The sequence below is a fragment of the Stenotrophomonas lacuserhaii genome, assembly GCF_039674585.1.
Classification (GTDB): Bacteria; Pseudomonadota; Gammaproteobacteria; order Xanthomonadales; family Xanthomonadaceae; genus Stenotrophomonas; species Stenotrophomonas pennii_A.
Window position 1 is genome coordinate 1 of the sequence record NZ_JBDJNU010000029.1, and the last position, 17,571, is coordinate 17,571.

At 68.0% G+C, this 17,571-nt stretch carries 12 protein-coding genes; 7 read left to right on the forward strand and 5 right to left on the reverse strand.

Going from position 1 to position 17,571, the window contains the following annotated elements; all coding sequences use genetic code 11:
• The first annotated feature begins 220 nt into the window (after window positions 1-220).
• The 4 genes from ABE522_RS12015 to hemF all read left to right on the forward strand — a co-directional run bounded on the left by ABE522_RS12015 (window position 221) and on the right by hemF (window position 5,460).
• Window positions 221-2,590, forward strand: a complete 2,370-nt coding sequence (locus ABE522_RS12015; protein WP_346591876.1) for a S9 family peptidase — start codon at window positions 221-223, stop codon at window positions 2,588-2,590.
• A 69-nt stretch (window positions 2,591-2,659) separates the two neighbouring features.
• Window positions 2,660-3,223, forward strand: coding sequence for a hypothetical protein (locus tag ABE522_RS12020; protein WP_346591877.1), 564 nt, complete (start codon window positions 2,660-2,662; stop codon window positions 3,221-3,223).
• 40 nt (window positions 3,224-3,263) lie between these two features.
• Complete coding sequence (locus ABE522_RS12025) at window positions 3,264-4,541, forward strand: hypothetical protein (RefSeq protein ID WP_346591878.1); 1,278 nt, start codon at window positions 3,264-3,266, stop codon at window positions 4,539-4,541.
• Window positions 4,542-4,563: 22 nt separating this feature from the next.
• Window positions 4,564-5,460 (forward strand): oxygen-dependent coproporphyrinogen oxidase, encoded by an 897-nt coding sequence (gene hemF, locus ABE522_RS12030; RefSeq protein ID WP_346591879.1) that lies wholly within the window; start codon window positions 4,564-4,566, stop codon window positions 5,458-5,460.
• Between the two features lie 306 nt (window positions 5,461-5,766).
• On the opposite strand, the gene polA is transcribed toward hemF, so the two are convergent.
• Complete coding sequence (polA, locus tag ABE522_RS12035; RefSeq protein ID WP_346591880.1) at window positions 5,767-8,544, reverse strand: DNA polymerase I; 2,778 nt, start codon at window positions 8,542-8,544, stop codon at window positions 5,767-5,769.
• 87 nt (window positions 8,545-8,631) lie between these two features.
• Between polA and ABE522_RS12040 the strand changes: the two genes are divergently transcribed.
• Both ABE522_RS12040 and ABE522_RS12045 read left to right on the forward strand, forming a co-directional pair.
• Complete coding sequence (locus ABE522_RS12040; protein WP_101099424.1) at window positions 8,632-8,928, forward strand: DUF2782 domain-containing protein; 297 nt, start codon at window positions 8,632-8,634, stop codon at window positions 8,926-8,928.
• A 16-nt stretch (window positions 8,929-8,944) separates the two neighbouring features.
• Window positions 8,945-9,187, forward strand: a complete 243-nt coding sequence (locus ABE522_RS12045; RefSeq protein ID WP_346591881.1) for a hypothetical protein — start codon at window positions 8,945-8,947, stop codon at window positions 9,185-9,187.
• Window positions 9,188-9,407: 220 nt separating this feature from the next.
• On the opposite strand, the gene ABE522_RS12050 is transcribed toward ABE522_RS12045, so the two are convergent.
• Window positions 9,408-9,854: a universal stress protein gene (locus ABE522_RS12050; RefSeq protein ID WP_346591882.1), complete on the reverse strand. Its 447-nt coding sequence runs from the start codon at window positions 9,852-9,854 to the stop codon at window positions 9,408-9,410.
• Window positions 9,855-9,983: 129 nt separating this feature from the next.
• Here ABE522_RS12050 and ABE522_RS12055 point away from each other — a divergent pair, with 129 nt between their 5' ends.
• Window positions 9,984-10,697 (forward strand): ThuA domain-containing protein, encoded by a 714-nt coding sequence (locus tag ABE522_RS12055; RefSeq protein ID WP_346591883.1) that lies wholly within the window; start codon window positions 9,984-9,986, stop codon window positions 10,695-10,697.
• A gap of 15 nt (window positions 10,698-10,712) precedes the next feature.
• Here the strand turns inward: ABE522_RS12055 and ABE522_RS12060 are convergent, their stop codons facing one another.
• The 3 genes from ABE522_RS12060 to uvrD form a co-directional block, all read right to left on the reverse strand.
• A complete protein-coding gene (locus ABE522_RS12060; RefSeq protein WP_346591884.1) occupies window positions 10,713-14,900 on the reverse strand; it encodes a hypothetical protein in 4,188 nt (1,395 codons plus the stop codon).
• A 134-nt stretch (window positions 14,901-15,034) separates the two neighbouring features.
• A complete protein-coding gene (locus ABE522_RS12065; RefSeq protein WP_346591885.1) occupies window positions 15,035-15,361 on the reverse strand; it encodes a low molecular weight protein tyrosine phosphatase family protein in 327 nt (108 codons plus the stop codon).
• 16 nt (window positions 15,362-15,377) lie between these two features.
• Entirely contained in the window at window positions 15,378-17,567 is a 2,190-nt protein-coding gene (gene uvrD / locus ABE522_RS12070; RefSeq protein WP_346591886.1) for a DNA helicase II, read from the reverse strand.
• Window positions 17,568-17,571 lie beyond the last annotated feature (4 nt).

Here is a 17,571-nt window from a genome sequence, read left to right on the forward strand (position 1 = left end):
GGGCTGGGCGGGGGCGTTGAGCGCCATGGATGGCGCGAAACGAGGCCCGCAGGATGCGGCTTCTGCCGTCCCCCGGCCAGTCCCACCGCCCGGCGCCAGCCTCCAGCAGGCAATCCAAGCCGCCAGCAAGCGCACACCCTTGCATGACCTGTGGGCCAGCCCCTGCCGGGAAGGGGCTGCTACCCTTGGCCGGTTTTCTCCTTCACGGTGCGTCCCGTCCATGTCCCGAGTGCTGCCGCTGTCCCTGTTGTTGTCCGCCCTGCTGGCCGCTCCGGCCGTTCAGGCCGCGCCGACCCCGATCACCATCGAACAGGCCATGGCCGACCCCGACTGGATCGGGCCGCCGGTGGAACGGGCCTGGTGGTCCTGGAACAGCCAGCAGGTCGAATACCAGCTCAAGCGCAAGGGCAGCCCGGTCCGCGATACCTTCCGCCAGCCGCTCAACGGCGGCGTCGCCGCCCAGGTGGCCGACGACCAGCGCGGCAGCCTGGACGTGGCCGATCCGGTCTATGACAGCAGCCGCAGCCGCATGGCCTTCGCCCGCAACGGCGATGTGTTCGTGCGCGACCTGCGCAGCGGCGCGCTGACCCAGCTTACCCGTGGCAATGAACGCTCGAGCGGCATCAATTTCGCCACCGACGGCGGGGTGATCTGGCGCAACGGACAGAACTGGTTCCACTGGACCGCAGCGAACGGCGTGGCCCAGGTGGCCAGCCTGAAGGCAGAGAAGAATCCGTCCGATGCGCCCAAGGCCGATACCCTGCGCGAGCAGCAGCTGCGCACGCTGGAAACCCTGCGCCGCGACCGCGAACAGCGCGAGGCACTGAAGCAACAGGACCAGCGCTGGCGCGAGACCGACCCGACCCGCGCGCCGGGTCCGGTGTTCCTCGGCGCCGATGTGGAGATCGTCGACAGCGTGCTGTCGCCGGATCGGGTGCACCTGGTGGTGGTGACCAAGCCGAAGGGCTTCGAAGAAGGCCGCACCAGCAAGATGCCGCTGTACGTGACCGAATCCGGTTACGAGGAAACCGAAGACACCCGCACCCGCGTCGGCCGCAATGACCCGGAACCGCACACCTTCTGGCTGGTCGATGCACGCACCGGCAAGGCCGACAAGATCTCGCTGGACACGCTGCCGGGCATCGGCACCGATCCGCTGGCCAGCCTGCGCAAGCAGGCCGGCAAGGACGCGCTGAAGGGCAACCGCCCGCTGGAACTGATGAGCGACTTCATGGGCGGCGGCATCCGCTGGAGCGCCGACGGCCAGCAGGCCGCGATCATGTTGCGCGCCAACGACAACAAGGACCGCTGGATCGTCAGCGTGGGCGCGGCCGATGGCCGCCTGCAGAGCCGCCACCGCCTCACCGATGCGGCCTGGATCAACTGGGGCTTCAACGATTACGGCTGGATGGCCGACGGCCGCACGCTGTGGCTGCTGTCCGAAGAATCCGGTTTCTCGCACCTGTACACGCAGGCCGGCACCGGCAAGCCGCAGGCGCTGACCAGCGGCAAATGGGAGACCTCCGCACCGGCACTGTCGGCCGATGGCAAGGGCTTCTACTTCCTGTGCAACCAGCAGGCCCCGCACGACTATGAAGTGTGCAGCGTCGACGTGGCCAGCCGCCAGGTGCGGGAGCTGACCACCCTGAACGGCGTGGAGGACTTCACCGTCTCCCCGGATGGCCAGCAGCTGCTGGTGCGCTACTCCGGTGCCTACCTGCCGACGCAGCTGGCCGTGGTGCCGACGGCAGGCGGGCAGGCGCGCGTGCTGACCGATACCCGCAGCGCCGAGTTCAAGGCGCGCGAGTGGATCCAGCCGAAGCTGGTGGCGGTGCCGTCCAAGCATGGTGCCGGCGTGGTCTGGGCCAAGTACTACGAACCGGATAACAAGGAACCCGGGAAGAAGTATCCGATCGTGATGTTCGTGCACGGCGCCGGCTACCTGCAGAACGTCCACCAGCGTTATCCGGCCTATTTCCGCGAACAGATGTTCCACAACCTGCTGGTGCAGCAGGGCTACATCGTGCTGGACATGGACTACCGCGGCAGCGAGGGCTACGGCCGCGACTGGCGTACCGCGATCTACCGCAACATGGGCCACCCGGAGCTGGAAGACTACAAGGACGGCCTGGACTGGCTGGCCGAAACCCAGCAGGGCGACCGCGACCGCGCCGGCATCTACGGCGGCTCCTACGGCGGCTTCATGACCTTCATGGCGCTGTTCCGTTCGCCGGGCACGTTCAAGGCCGGCGCCGCGCTGCGCCCGGTGGTGGACTGGCACAACTACAACCACGCCTACACCGCCAACATCCTCAACACCCCGGACATCGACCCGGAGGCCTACCGCGTTTCCTCGCCCATCGAGTACGCGCAGAACCTGCAGGACCACCTGATGATCGGCCACGGCATGATGGACGACAATGTGTTCTTCCAGGATTCGGTCAACCTGACCCAGCGCCTGATCGAACTGCACAAGGACAACTGGACCATCGCGCCGTACCCGCTGGAACGCCATGGCTACACCCGTGCCGATTCCTGGCTGGACCAGTACAAGCGCATCCTCAAGCTGTTCAACGAAAACGTGAAGTAAGCGACCCGGATCGTGCCGGTTCGCCCGGCACGATCCGGCTGGCGTTGCCTCCCCCTGCAAGGACACCGGATGTCACAGCTGCCTCCCGCCCTGGCCCCCACCGGCCAGGCAACGCCACCGCGCACCGACTTCGTGCGTCCGATCGCCTTGACCACCCTGCTGGTCTGCGCGGCGATGATCCTCTGGTTCCTGCTGCAGGCGCTGGTCGCCTGGCCGGTGGGGACCAGCCGGCCGTGGCAGATGCTCGTCGCCTTCGCAGGTGACAACGCATGGCCGGCCAGCCTGCGGTGGATGCTGGCCCACCCGGTGGCGACCAGCCTGCTGCTGGCTGCGGCCTGCGTGCCGTCGCTGGTGTCCAGCTGGGGCCTCTACAAGGGCACGCGCTGGGGCCTGCTGAGCTTCGTCTGGCTGCTGGTGATCACCGGCATCGCCAACATCGGCGTGGCCTGGTGGATGGACCGCGTGGCCGCGGCGCTGATCGGCAAGGTCGGCGAGGCCGACGTGGTGGAAGCGCTGGATACGCAACGCCTCCTGTTCACCGCCACCGTGCTCGGCAGCTGCGTGCTGTTCGCGGTACTGCAGGGCTGGCTGGCCTGGCGGCTGATGCGCCCGGACATCCGCTCGCGTTACTGATTCCCCCTCCCCCGTCCTTCTTTTTCCCCCGGAGTTCCCCATGTCAGTGATGACCCTGCCGCTGCGCGCGATCACGGCGCTTGTCCTGCTGTCCGCCGCCGCCGTGGCCAGCGCGCAGGACTGCGCCACCTACGACGAAGCCACCTGTGGCAACCAGCTGTACACCGCGGACGCGGCACGGCTGCAGCAGTGGTGCGAACAGGGCACCGGCGTGGCCTGCAGCGGGCTGCTGCGCGAGTGGGCCAGCGAGGCGCGCCAGGCCGACACGCGTCCACCCAACGACGACCCGGAACTGCAGGAGCCTGCGGTCTGCAAGGAAGCCGACCCCGCTTACGACGAGAAGGCCTGCGAAGCGGCCGCCAAGGCCGCGCTGTCCAAGGCGATGGGCATGGCCCTGATCGGCGTGCTCGACCAGCGCGAGATCGTGCTGCCCGCCGCCCGTCTGAAGACGCTGCAGGCGCTGTGCGTGGCCCATCCGGACGGCGATTTCTGCCGCGAAGTGGCCGAAGAACAATGGAAGGCCCGCGACTTCCCCCAGGCCATGGCGGCGCTGCAGCTCAGCTGCCGTCGCGGCGATGAGCGCGCCTGCGAACTGCATGCCCCCCTGCAGGCGCTCGGCGCCGCGCCGCTGCCGCAGCCTGCCACGGCGGTGCCCTGCGGGGAGTACCGCAGCGAGGGCGGCCTGCTGGACGCGCTGGCGTTCGGTGACGGCGGCCTGGTCGGGATGGGGATGGGCGCGCAGGCGCACGCGCGGCTGGAAGACGGGGCGATCCGGCTGCGCCACGACAAGGGCGGCGATTTCGTGTTCCAGTCCCTGCCCGGCGACCGGCTGGTCGGCATGGACGAGTGGACCCGGATGCGCGTGTTCCAGCGTGTCGGCGGTCCGGCGCAGTGTGCCGGGGCCGTGGTCTTCAACGTGGTGCCGCTGCCCGGGGACTGCCCGCAGGCCGGCACTGCGGACGGCGCCGCGGCCTGCTGCAAGGCAGGCCGCCTGCAGGGCTGCAACGCGCTGGGCCATCGTCAGGCGCTGTCCGGCGACTGGGTACAGGCTGCCGGCAGCTACCTGGCGGTATGCCGCGCCGGTGTGCGCGAGGGCTGCGAGAACCTGGCCAGTGCGCAGGAGAACAGCGCCGCCGTGGATGCCCGTGCGCAGCTGCAGCAGCTGTGCGAGGCCGACCGCAGCGGCCGGCACGTGGCCTGCGACGTGCTCGCCACGCGCAACTGGACCCTGCTGGAGCTGGGCCGGGCTTTCCAGGACGCAGCGGGCGGAACCACCGCACCGGAGGCGCCCGCCCGCACCCGCAACCACAAGCAGTAATGCCACCGGCTAAACTGGCGGCATGAATGAATTCGACCGCGTCCGCGCCTACCTCACCGACCTGCAGGACCGCATCTGCACCGCCATTGAAGGCGTTGACGGCCAGGCCCGCTTCCAGGAAGACCTGTGGCAGCGCGCCGAAGGTGGCGGCGGGCGCACCCGGATCCTGCGCGATGGTGCCGTGTTCGAGCAGGCCGGCATCGGTTTTTCAGACGTGGCCGGCAGCCGCCTGCCGCCCTCGGCGTCGGCCAACCGGCCGGAACTGGCCGGCGCCTCCTGGCGCGCGACCGGCGTGTCGCTGGTGTTCCACCCACTGAATCCGCTGGTACCCACCACCCACGCCAACGTGCGCTTCTTCCAGGCCGAGCGGGATGGGCAGGTGGTGGCCAGCTGGTTCGGGGGCGGCTTCGACCTGACCCCGTTCTATCCGTTCGATGAAGACGTACGGCACTGGCACCAGACCGCGCATGACCTGTGCGCGCCGTTCGGCGCCGAGCGCTATCCCGCCCACAAGCGCTGGTGCGACGAATACTTCTTCCTGCGCCACCGCAACGAGACGCGCGGCATCGGCGGGCTGTTCTTCGATGACCTGCACGGCGACTTCGAGCGCGACTTCGACTACCTGCGCGCGGTCGGCGACGGTTTCCTGGACGCCTACCTGCCGATCGTGGCGCGGCGCAAGGCAGCCCCGCACGGCGAGCGCGAGCGCGAATTCCAGCTGTACCGTCGTGGCCGCTACGTGGAGTTCAACCTGGTCTACGACCGCGGCACCCTGTTCGGCCTGCAGAGCGGCGGCCGCAGCGAAAGCATCCTGATGAGCCTGCCGCCGCGCGTGCGCTGGGAGTACGGTTTCCAGCCCGAGGCGGGCAGTGCCGAAGCACGGCTGGCCGATTATCTGGTACCCCGCGACTGGCTGTGACCGGGCGGCGGCCACCTTCCGGTGGTGGGCAGGCCGGATAATAAAAAAGCCCCGCTGACCAGGGGGAGGTCAACGGGGCCGGGGAACGGGTGCTTGGGGAGGAGCCCCCGTTCCGAGATCTTCTCCAGGGGATGGGAGAGATCCACAACAGGCGTTGCGCCTGTTGGAGCCTATGGAAGCACTTCGAACATTGATGAATCGTGAAGGTGGCCCATTTAGCCAACCACCCTCACCAGAATATTCATCATTTAGTCAGCTAAATCGCTCGGGTCAACCCGTTCAGCGTCATAGGGCGCTGGATGGGACTCAATGGGCCTCGTCCCAGTTGTGACCGTGACCGGTATCGACCACCAGCGGCACCTTCAACTGTGCCGCTTGCGACATGTGGAGAACCACCGCCGTACGCAGCTCGTCGATGAACCCGGCCTCGCACTCGAACACCAGTTCATCGTGCACCTGCAGGATCATCCTGGCCGGCGCAGCGGATGCCTGCAGCCAGCGATCCACGTCCACCATCGCCCGCTTGATGATGTCGGCCGCGGTGCCCTGCATCGGTGCATTGATGGCCGCCCGCTCGGCACCGGCACGCAGGCCCTGGTTGCGGGCGTTGATGTCGTTCAGGTACAGGCGTCGGCCGAACAGGGTTTCGACGTAGCCCTGCTCGCGCGCCTGCTGGCGCATGCGCTCCATGAAGTCGCGCACGCCCGGATAGCGGCTGAAATACAGCGCAACGTAATCCTGCGCCTGGCCGCGGTCGATGCCCAGGTTGCGTGCCAGCCCGAACGCGCTCATGCCGTACATCAGGCCGAAGTTGATTGCCTTGGCCGCACGGCGTTCGTTGCTGGTCACCTCGTCCAGGCTGCGCCCGAACACTTCGGCGGCGGTGGCGCGGTGCACGTCCGCGCCCTGTTCGAAGGCGCGTACCAGGCCCGGGTCTTCGGACAGGTGGGCCATGATCCGCAGTTCGATCTGCGAGTAATCGGCGGCCAGCAGCAGCTTGCCCTCCGGTGCCACGAAGGCACGGCGGATGCGGCGGCCATCGTCGGTGCGGATCGGGATGTTCTGCAGGTTCGGATCGGACGAGGACAGCCGCCCGGTGGCCGCACCGGACTGGTGGTAGCTGGTGTGCACCCGGCCGGTAGCGGCGTTGACCATCTCCGGCAGCTTGTCGGTGTAGGTGCTGCGCAGCTTGGCCAGGCCGCGGTAGTCCAGGATCACCCGCGGCAGCTCGTGCTGTTCGGCGATCGCTTCGAGCGCTTCTTCGTTGGTGCTCGGCTGGCCCTTCGGCGTCTTCACCAGGGCGGGCAGCTTGAGTTCGTCGAACAACACCGCCTGCAGCTGCTTGGGCGAGTCCAGGTTGAAGCTGCGCCCGGCCAGTTCGGTGGCCTTCTGCTGCGCAGCCAGCATGCGGGTGGACAGGTCCTGGCTCTGGCGGCGCAGTTCGGCCACGTCCACCTGCACGCCATTGGCTTCGATGCTGGCCAGCACCGGTACCAGCGGCATTTCGATTTCCCGGTACACCTGGTCCAGCGACGGCAGCGCCAGCAACTGCGGCGCCAGCGCGCGATGCAGCCGCAGGGTCACATCGGCATCCTCGGCAGCGTAGCGGCTGGCCTCGTCGATGCCCACCTGGGAGAAGGAGATCTGCTTGGCGCCCTTGCCGGCCACGTCCTCGAACTTGATCGTGGTGTAGCCGAGGTAGCGCTGCGCCAGCGAATCCATGTCATGCCGGGTTGCCGTGGAGTTCAGCACGAAGCTTTCCAGCATGGTGTCGTCGTGGTAGCCGCGCACCTCGATACCGTGCCGGCGCAGCACGTGCAGGTCGTACTTGCCGTGCTGGCCAAGCTTCTTCTTCGCCGGGTCTTCCAGCACCGGGCGCAGCGCATCCAGCACCTGCTGCATCGGCAGCTGGGCCGGCGCGCCGGGGTAATCATGGTTGAGTGGAATGTAGGCCGCCTTGCCCGGCTCCACCGCCAGGCTGATGCCCACCAGCCGCGCCCGCATGGCATCCAGCGCATCGGTTTCGGTATCGAAACTGACCAGGTCGGCCTGCTGCAGCCGCTCGATCCAAGCCTGCAGCTGGGCCGGCTCCAGCACGGTCTCGTATTCGCCCGGCAACGACAGGGACGGATCCAGGGTGGCCACCGGCGCCTCTTCGCCACCGCCACGGGCAAAGCCAGCCGCCGTCCCGCGCAGGCTCGGAACCGCCTCGCTGGCCAGGTTCGGGGCCAGCCCCGCGCTGCCTTCCAGTTCCTTCAGCGCCTGGGTGAAGCCGTACCGTGCATACAGTTCACGCAGTTCCTCGACGTTGCGCTCGCGCAGCGGCAGGTCCTGCGGCTCGGACTCCAGCGCCACGTCGGTACGGATGGTCACCAGCTCGCGGTTCAGCGGCAGCCGCCCCAGCGCCGCGCGCAGGTTCTCGCCGATCTTGCCCTTCATGGCCGGCGCGGCGGCGATCACGCCGTCCAGATGCTGGTACTCGCCCAGCCACTTGGCGGCGGTCTTGGGGCCGCATTTTTCGACGCCGGGCACGTTGTCCACGGCGTCGCCCATCAGGGCCAGCAGGTCCACGATCTGGTCGGCGCGCACCCCGAACTTCTCCATCACCGCAGCGTCTGAATCCATCCGGCTGCCGGTCATGGTGTTGACCAGTTCGATGCCCGGCCGCACCAGCTGGGCGAAGTCCTTGTCGCCGGTGGAGATGGTCACGCTGAGGTCCCGCGCCACGCCCTGCAGGGCCAGCGTACCGATCACATCGTCGGCTTCCACGCCGGAAACGCGCAGGATGCTGATGCCGAGCGCGTCGACGATGCGGCACATCGGTTCGACCTGGCTGCGCAGCTCGTCAGGCATCGGCGGGCGGTTGGCCTTGTACTGGTCGTACAGGTCGTCCCGGAACGTCCTGCCCGGTGCGTCGACCACGAATGCCACGTAGGCCGGGCGCTCTTTCAGCGTTGCGCGCAGCATGTTGACCACGCCGAACAATGCGCCGGTCGGTTCGCCCTGCGGATTGGACAGCGGCGGCAATGCGTGGAACGCGCGATACAGGTAACTGGACCCGTCGATAAGGACTAATCTGCTCATGCGACGATTCTACGCGCCCCGCGCCTGCACGTCGGTCACGCCGGCTGGGGCATAATCCCTTACACACCCGGCCAAGGACTCCTGCCCATGAAACCCATGATGCTCGCCGCGCCGTTGCTGCTGGCCCTGCTGCTGGCTGGCTGCGCGACCTCCGGTGGCGCCGGTGCACCGCCGGTCGACGTGGCCGGTGCCGACATCGCCAAGCGCACGCTGGACAATGGTGACGTGCTGGAGGAATACCGGGTCGCGGGCCAGTTGCGCATGGTCAAGGTGACCCCGCTGCGCGGCGCGCCCTATTTCATCTACGACCAGAACGGCGATGGCCGCATGGATAATTCTAGGGACGGCGTGTCGCCGGTGTACTGGAAGCTCTACAGCTGGTGATGCACGTTCTTTCGAAATGAGCAATGTAGAACGCCGCAACCTGCCGATCGACCAGGCCGCCCTTCGCCAGGGGCTGACTGCCGAGCAGCTGTCCGCCGTGCAGACCCTGGAGCATTTCGGCTGGCAGCTGCGCTTCGTGCGGCGGCCGCTGTTCCGCGAGCCGATCCCGGTGCTGTTCGACCGCAGTGGCGAGCGCTACGTGGTGCTGCAGGCCGATGGCAGCCTGGACGAGTCGCAGACCCTGAAACTGCGCGACTGAGCGTGGCGCGGCTGGCGTTGCGCAACAGCGTGACGACCAACGGTCGTCACCCACCACGACCAACGGTCGTCACCCAGCACGACCAGCGGTTGTCACCCTTCAGGGCGCCGGGCGTCACCCAGCAGGCAGGAGAACGGCGCCGGCCGCTTCCTGCGACCGACGCCGGGTCCCCTCCCCAGGGAACGCTGTGCCCGCTGGCGCCGAGGTCCGTCGGACGGCGTCAGCGGATGACCAGCACCGGGATGCTGCTGCGTGCCAGTACTTCGGCGGTCTGGCTGCCGAGCAGCACGCGGGTCACCCCGCGCCGGCCATGCGAGGTCATCACGATGAGGTCCGAGCTGCGCTCGCCGGCCACGTCGATCACCCCGTCGGCCGCATAGCGGTCCAGCACGTGCACGCCGTTGGCCCGCACGCCCTGCGCCTGTGCGGTGGCCAGCGCCGGCTGCAGGATCTTCTGCGCGGTCTCTTCGCGGTCGGCCTTGTATTCCGGGCTGTTCATGTAGCCGACGCTCCAGCCCATGGCGTCATACATGCCGACGGCCCAGGGTTCGGACACGGTGACGATGTCGACTTCCGCGTTCAGGTCCTTGGCCAGCTCCAGGCCCTTCGTCAGGCCTTTTTCCGCCAGTTCGGACCCGTCGGTGGCAATCAGGATGCGCTTGTACATGGCCGGGCTCCTTGGTGATCTGCCGTGTGGGGACATGAGCATTGCACACCCGGCGTGCAGGCCACGCCTTGAGCAGGATCAATGCAGTGCAGCATGGCCCGCCGCGCGGTGCGTGTCAGAATCCGCCGCATGCGTACCTTCCTCTGCTGCTGCATCGCCCTGTTCCTGCTGCCGTGGCCGGCCATTGCCGACGACGCGATCCTGGTCTTCACCCGGACCGCCAAATTCCGCCACGACGCCATCCCGGTGGCCGTGGACACCCTGAGGGCGCTGGCGGCAGAACAGGACCTGCGGGTGGTGCACAGCGAAGACGGGGCGGTGTTCACCGGCGAGGGATTGTCGGCGTATCGCGCCGTGGTGTTCGCCAATACCACCGGCGACGTGCTGGATGACGCGCAGCAGGCGGCATTCCAGGCCTACATCGAAGGCGGCGGCGGCTTCCTTGGCCTGCATTCGGCTGCCGATACCGAATACGATTGGCCGTTCTACGGCGAGCTGGTTGGCGCCTGGTTCCACAAGCATCCACCCGGGCTGCAATCTGCACGGGTGACGCTGCATGGCGGGGGCGATGACGGCGTGCAGTGGCCGATAACCGATGAAATCTACAACTACCGACGCAATCCGCGACCCTGGGTGCAGGTGCTGGCCACGGTGGATGAAGCAGGCTACGAAGGCGGCACGATGGGCGAGGACCATCCCATCACCTGGTGCCGGCCGATGGGCCGCGGGCGCAGTTGGTATACCGGTTTCGGCCACGATGCGGCGGTCTACGCCGATTCCCACGTGCGTGCGCTGCTGCGGCGTGGGTTGGCCTATGCCGCGGGCACGAGCCCGCACTGCTGACCGACGACCCGCGGATCATCGGGTCGTGCTGCCGGACGTCCCGCTGCGGGGGTCGACGTACTCCCGGGTGCGTTGCCGCCCGGGGCGGGAGCGAGGGGCTGTTTCTCCGCGTGGAGAGCCCTCCCTGAGCGCATCCAGACGTGCCTGAAGCGGTGCATTCAAGCGATCTTCCCTGAGCGCGGCGGCACGCTGCTCTATCTGCCGCTGTGTCTGCCGGGAGGACGAGGACGCCGCACCGGGCGGCGCCGGCGCGCGCAGAATGGCGAGGCGTGTCTCCACCTCATTTTTGAATTGGCGGCTGTGGACGATCGCATCACGCGTGGCACGCGCCGAAGCTTCCTTCGCGACCTTTTCACCTGCACGCCGCTCTGCCTCTCTACGCGCGGTGGCCTGGGCCTGCGCACTGGCCTGCTCGGAGGCGGCGAGAGCCGCAGCCCGGGTGGCTTTCCCAGCCGCGCTGGTGGATGCGCGCTGAGCGGATTCACCGGCCTTGCTGCGTGCCTGCTGTTCGGCTCTCACGCGTGCCTCTGCCTGTGCATCCGCTTGGGCCCTGGCCGCTGCACGGCCGGCCATGTCACCGGCCGTGGCAGTCGCGTGCTGCTGCGCGCGTTGGCCGATGCCCGCTGCCTCCAGGGCATCATCGCCGCTGCCGCCGGCATCGCGCACCATGTTGCTGATGTCGATTTCAATATCTGCAGCACACTCATTGAGCAGCTGACGCCTGTCCGCCAGCGATAGTCCAGGCTGGTCCAGCACCGCCTTCGTGTAGCGCAGCTCACCGGCCTGGATCCGCGCCTCGGCATCGGCCTTGCGCAGCTTCCTCATCCGAATCCGGTAGTCGTCCAGCGCGTCGTGCTGGAGCTCCTTGATCATCGTGGGCGGTGCAGGCGTATTGCGTGGAAGCCGGTGTTTTTCCAGGGCGTCCTTCCAGGCGCCTTCCACGCTGGCCTGGACAAGCGTCTTCAGCGCCTCGTCCTCGGCAGCGGTGGTCAGCTTCATGTGCAGTTTCTCACGCATGGCAGGCAGCTCCAGTTCGATCATGCGGCGGGCACCATACGCAGCTTGCACATGCTGCACCAGAGCGCGCAGCGGCAGCGCGGACAGCTGCTGCGCGTCCGCTGCGACCCTGATCGGTTCGTCACCGCGGCGCGGCTCGTAGGACGCCTTCTTGACCGCCCAGCTGCGCAACGACCTCAAGCGGATGTACTCCGCGTTGCCTGGCAACAGCTCGGCCTGTTGCAGGCGCTGGTCCCAGGCGGTCGATGCGCCTGATGCCGCCAACGCGGCGTAATAATTGGGATAGCCCTTCTCCTTCGCCGTCAGCAGGCCCGCGCGCAGCGTCGCCGGGGTGATCTCCGGCGATCTGGCCAGCAGGGTCTCCAGCAGCTCGATGAAGGCCATCCCGAGCGCGGGGTCACGATGGGCATGCGCGCCGACGTTGGGCGGATAGGCGGCTCCTTCGAACGGTTCCAACAGGCGGTGCGTGACCTGCGCGGCGGCGAGATGGCCGGATTCCACCAGGCGGTTCACCAGCAACAGCCAATCGCGGTTTGCCTCGAAGCTCGCGCGCCCCATGGCACCCGACCCTGGACCCAGGCCCAGGTCCTTCAACAGCTCCCCGAATACCGTTGGGGACAACAGTTCCTCGCCGATCGCGCGGACGTCCGCCTCCATGTTGGTGTCCAGGGCGGCGGCCAGCCGTCGATTGCAGTCATGCAGCTGCTGCAGTGTCCTGATCCGTGCCGCGGCGGCATTGGGAGCGTGCACCGTGGCGTCACCCATCACGGAGGCAATGTCGCCGTCCAGCAGCATCTGGTGCCTGGCCTGCAGGGCATCGATGTGTTCCTGCAGGGCCATGGGGTCGGCATCACCGCCGAGGGCAGCGCCGATGCCGTCCCGCATCTGCTGCCGGACCCGGGCGGCGCGCTCGGGATCGGCGCTGATCCAGTCACCGATCTGCGCCGGCGCGAACTGCGCCAGCAGGGCCTGCCGGCGCTGCACCAGGATGCCGGCCATCCGTGCGGCGTCTGGCCAGCGACCCTCCGGCGCGCCGGCGGGTAGCTGCCATCCTGCGCCGATCACCGCATGCACGGTCATTGCAGGAACCAGCGCGAGCCGATACCCCATTTCGGCCATCGCATCGGCAATGGCCGGGTCGGGCACGGCAGGCGCGCGCATGAGCTCGGCAACGCTCTCCGACTGGAAGCCGTAGGGCCAGCCCAGCGTGTCGTGCAGCCGGCCGGGATCTGCCCCCATCGCATCGAACTCCGCAGCGTTCTCAACGAAGGCATCCGGTATGGGGAACAGCGAGGCGGGCCGCTGCAGCATGGCGATATCGGCACTGGCCTGCTTGGGCAGCATCACCCGGCGCGCATCGAGCGTGGCGAATCCAAGCGGCCCGCACGAACCGAAATCGACGGTCATCGCCACCGGCTGTCCGTCGCGTTCGGCGTAGCCGAAATTCTCCATCCTGAAGTTGAGGTGGTCCCAGTTGCCGAGCCATCGCGAGGCGATGAAATGGCGGAGCTGGTCGCTGCGCACTGCGATGGGCAGCAGGCGGTTCATCGCCTCCAGCGCATCGAATCGTTGCCTGTCGGCCGCTGCGTGTTCGGCCTGCAGTCCAGCGTCCTGCACCTGCCAGAAATGCGCGACCCCGGCGCGCTGCAGCACCGCAGCGCAGGCGGAAACAGCCGCTGCATGGTCGCTGCGCAGCTGGGCGTAGCGCATCCTGGCGCCTTCGTCGCCTGCGGCGGCCAGGGCTTCGGCAGCCGGCGTGGCAAGGAAGCTGCCCAGGTCCTTGAAGCTGGGTTCGTAGCGCGAAGCAAAGCGCTGGCTGTCGCCCGGCAGCGAGGCGTCGGCTGCCACCACGCGCGCGTCCGGCGCGGCCAGGCCGGTAAGCTGGAACACACGGGACAGGCTTGCCTCCATCGCACTGAGACCGGTATCCCCGGTATCCTTCGCCCGCCAGTCTGCGCCATCGATGGTGACCAGCGCGGCGGGGCGGCTGCCGGCGCCGGTCCAGGGGCGGGCCGCTGCCGGGCTTTCCCCCTCTGGGGACGTATCGCGCTGGAACAGGTGGACGATCTGGTCGATGCCCTGCACCGCTTCTACGGAAAGCTGCCGTAGCAGCGCACCGCGCTGGACGTTGGACAACGCAGGGTCCTGCGCCAGCACGGCCTCTTCGTATTCGTGCTGGATGGTGGCCACCAACGCGTCGCCCTGCCGCCGCCGCAGGCCACCGATCTCCCGTGTGTAAGTCGCAAGGGCATCGCGCCGCTGGGATTCCGGAGAGTGCGCCCGCGAAGGCGTCGACTGGAAGAACGGGTTGTTGCGCAGTCCATCAGGACCGCCCTGCTGGAACTCCATCGCCACCATGCGTGCCACGTCTTCGGCTTCGGATGCGTTGATCAGGGCAGGCATGTTGGCGTCCACGCTTCGTCGCAGCAACGAGGACTCCAACGCAGCCAGGCGCACCGGATGCGTCGCCTCGCACGCCTGCTGGATCACACTGTCCAGCGCGCGCGGGGGCATGGGCGCCGGCCCCGCCGCGATCAGGTTGCTTCGCGCCCGTCCGCGCAGGGCGGCGAGCGCTGCGTTGCTGCTGTCGGTTTCATGCAGGGTGTCGAGCAGGGCGACGTAGGCCTGGCCAAGTGCCGGGTCGCGCAGATACCGGCTGCTGGAGGGGGCGTTGCGTCCATCCGATCCCGGTGCGAGAAAATAGTCGACCACTTCGGCGGCCGGAATCGCCTCGCTCCGTACCAGGCCGGTCACCGCCTCCAGCCAGTGGAGGTTTGCCTCGACGCCGGCCTGCTTCAGCTCAGGCGTGGCGGAAGACAGCTGCAGGTCGAGCACCAGCCGCCGCTGGACACCGCTTTGCAGCAGTGTTTTCGCAGCGTGCCGGCCCGCCCCCGCATCTCCGCTGTCCAACGCCCGCCGCACCCCGTCCATCGTGTGGAACAGGGTGCGCAACGTGGTCGTCTGCCGCATCGCGTCGGCTGATCCAGCGACAGGCGGGTAGTTCTCCGCCGACACCCGCCGCGGGCCCGATGGTGCGGATGGATGGCGCACGCGCAACGGGGCGGTGTTGCTGACCAGCAGGCTGCCGAGGGTGGACCCTGTGGCGCGTTCCTGCAGGGGGTCGGATCGATGCCGCCCGCGGATCACTGCGGGCGTTGTCTGCGACGAGGAGCCAGCAACGGGCATGCGCCTTCCTTCATTGAACAAGAAGGAAATACTGCTTCCAGCCATAGGCGCGGGCTTTCATAAATACGGCACTGGTCAGCATGACACCGTCATCCGCCAGCTGGACTGGGATGCGCTACGCCCACGCCGGCCACTCAGCGCAGGTGCGGACTGACCTTGCGCTTGAGCAGCTCGACCAGCACCGGGTCCATGTAGTCGTAGTCATCCGGGATATCCAGGCATACCACGCGCTTGCCGTTCAACCAGGGGGCGAAGCGTGCCGACAGCCGCGTGCGGTGCGCGCGCTCCATCACGAACACCAGATCGGCCCATTCCAGCAGCTCAGGCCCCAGCAGTTCGTCCGCATCGGCCAGCAACCCGGCCGACGCGGTTTCAACACCGGGCCAGTCGGCGAACACCTGCTCGGCCGTCGGGCTGCGCAGGTGGTTCTGGCTGCACACGAACAGCACGTGGCGGGTCATCGCGCGGTTGCCGATCCTACAGCGCGGTCAGGTTGGCGTACGCCATCACCAGCCACTTGCTGCCGGCATCGGCGAACTCCACCTGCACGCGTGCATGCGCGCCGCTGCCTTCGTAATCGGTGACCATGCCTTCGCCGAACTTGGGATGGGTGACCATCGTGCCCAGCTTCAGCGGCGGCGCCTCCAGCGCGGCGTGCCCGCCGCCACGGCTTGCGCCCAGCGATGCCGGCCGCGACACCTGCACCTTCGGCCGCACTTCATGCAGCAGCTCGCGCGGGATCTCGCGCAGGAAGCGGGACGGCACGCCGTAGTTGTCCTGGCCATGGATGCGCCGCGATTCGGCGTAGCACAGCACCAGCTTCTGCCGCGCGCGGGTGATGCCGACGTAGGCCAGCCGGCGCTCTTCCTCCAGCCGCCCGCTTTCTTCCAGCGAACGCGCGCTGGGGAACAGGCCGTCTTCCATGCCGGCCAGGAACACCAGCGGGAACTCCAGGCCCTTGGCCGAATGCAGGGTCATCAACTGCACGCCGTCTTCGTTGGCCTGGGCCTGCCCTTCGCCCGCTTCCAGCGCGGCATAGGCGAGGAAGGCCACCAGTTCGTCCATGTCCTCCACTTCTTCGACATCGTCGGTGCGGCGCACGAAGCGCGAGGCCACCGAGACCAGTTCGTCGAGGTTGTCGGTACGCGATTCGGAGTCCAGCGCGTTGCGGCTTTCCTTGCTCCAGTGCTCGCGCAGCAGCGAACGCGCCAGCACGTGGTCGATGCGCTCGGCCAGGGTCATGTGCAGGGTCTGCGCCTGCAGTTCGTTGACCAGCACCAGGAAGCCGGCCAGCGCATTGCGCGCGCGTGCCGCCAGCGCGTTGCCCTGGGTAACCAGCATGGTGGCTTCCCACAGCGAAATGCCCTGCGCGCGCGCCTCGCGGCGCACCTCGTCCAAGGTGCGGTCGCCGATGCCGCGGGTGGGGGTATTGACCGCACGCTCGAAGGCCGCATCGTCGTTGCGGTTGGACAGCAGCCGCAGGTAGGCCAGCGCATCCTTGATTTCGGCGCGTTCGAAGAAGCGCATGCCGCCGTACACGCGATACGGTACCTGCTCGCTCAGCAGCACTTCTTCCAGCGCGCGCGACTGCGCGTTGCTGCGGTAGAGCACCGCCACTTCGCCGTGGCTGCCGCCGTCGCGCACCCACTGGCGGGCACGTTCGACGATGTAACGCGCCTCGTCCATCTCGTTGTAGGCCGCGTACAGGTCGATCGGATCGCCGTCGCCGCTGTCGGTCCACAGCTCCTTGCCGATGCGGTCCGGATTGTGCGAAATGACCGCATTCGCCGCGCCGAGGATGTTGGCGGTGGAACGGTAGTTCTGTTCCAGGCGGATGGTCTGCGCGCCGGGGAAATCACGCAGGAAGCCCTGCACGTTCTCCACCTTCGCCCCGCGCCAGCCATAGATGGCCTGGTCATCGTCGCCGACCACGAACACATGCCCGGTGTCGCCGGCCAGCACGCGCACGAAGGCGTACTGGATGGAGTTGGTGTCCTGGAATTCGTCGACCAGGATCTCGCGGAAGCGCGCACGGTAGTGCGCCAGCAGGGCCGGGTTGTCGCGCAGCAGCTCATGCGCACGCAGCAGCAGTTCGGCGAAGTCGACCAGGCCGGCGCGGTCGCAGCGCGTCTGGTATTCGGTGTAGGCCTGGCGCATGGTGTCCAGCCAGGCGTCATTCGGCTCGGGCTGGATATGCTGCGGCCGGCGGCCCTCGTCTTTCTGTTCGTTGATCCACCAGGCGATCTGCTTGGGCGGATACTTGCCGTCGTCCAGTTCCAGGGCCTGCACCACGCGCTTGACCAGCCGCAGCTGGTCGTCCGAATCCATCACCTGGAACGAATCGGGCAGCCTGGCTTCGGCCCAGTGCAGCCGCAGCAGGCGGTTGGCCAGCCCGTGGAAGGTGCCGATCCACGCGCCACGGCTGCCATTGGGCAGCTGTGCGTCGATCCGGTGGCGCATCTCGCCGGCCGCCTTGTTGGTGAAGGTCACCGCGAAAATGCCATGGGTCGGCACGCCGAACACTTCGTGCAGCCAGGCGATGCGGTGGGTCAGTACGCGGGTCTTGCCGGAGCCCGCGCCGGCCAGCACCAGGTGGTGGCCAGGGGGGGCGGACACGGCATCGCGCTGGGCCGGGTTCAGGCCATCAAGCAGGTGGGAGACATCCATGCCC